Origin of the sequence: Xenorhabdus sp. BG5 (assembly GCF_015163665.1) — a bacterium.
Lineage (GTDB): Bacteria > Pseudomonadota > Gammaproteobacteria > Enterobacterales > Enterobacteriaceae > Xenorhabdus.
On the sequence record NZ_JADEUG010000093.1, the window covers coordinates 1 to 798 of the forward strand.

The 798-nt window shown below is 56.8% G+C and carries 1 protein-coding gene; it reads right to left on the reverse strand.

All coding sequences use genetic code 11. From position 1 onward, the window contains the following. Positions 1 to 305: 305 nt before the first annotated feature. On the reverse strand, positions 306 to 798 hold a 493-nt coding region (locus IQ209_RS17960), incomplete at its 5' end, for a tyrosine-type recombinase/integrase (protein ID WP_193852537.1).

Genomic DNA, 798 nt, shown 5'->3' on the forward strand with positions numbered 1-798 from the left:
CCATAATTTGACAGGCTTTCGAGACATTACCGAGCTCCTTGGCGAGATTCAACAAACCGACTTGGTGTTTGATAATAGGATTGCTAGTATGAATCATGAGAGTTACCTCGTATTTTGTATAAGGATTCGACACCCATATAGCAAAGTCGGTAACTCTCAATCTTTCAAGATCCAGTGTCAGTTCAAGTCACGACTAATACAATTGGGGACACTGTGGCCGCCGCCCATGGCCCATTTACCCCCGCCGGCACCGAGGCTGCCGGGCAGGCCGGCCACGGTCTGCCCCTGCCCCGCACCGAGCGAACTTAACGGGGACGGCCGGGTTGTCCGGTGCGCTGCGGTTTCGGTTCGGCGCCCCGCTTTCCGCTGGTACGGTCTGGGCGGCTTTCCGGTGCTGTCGGTGTGTCACGCTCTGCCGGATGCGTCTGTTTATGCACTTTCTTCAAGTGGCCGATAGCCACTCGTGTATAGATTTCGGTCGTGTTGAGTTTCTCGTGTCCCAGCATCGCCTGGATATGCCGGATATCGGCACCGTTATCCAGCATCTGGGTCGCCATGGAATGCCGGAACAGATGGCAGGCCCCCGGCTTGTCCAGATGGGCCTGTTGCCGGATGGCTTTGCCTGCGATTTGCGTCAGGTGTCCCAGACTCAGCGGCCTGCCCTTTTGCGAGATAAACAGATAACCGCTGTCATAGTGCGCTGCCAGTTGTGGCCTGACGTTGACCAGATAGCGCTGTAGCCAGCCCAGCGCCCGCTCACCGACAGGCACAACCCGATCTTTATTCCCTTTGCCCTGA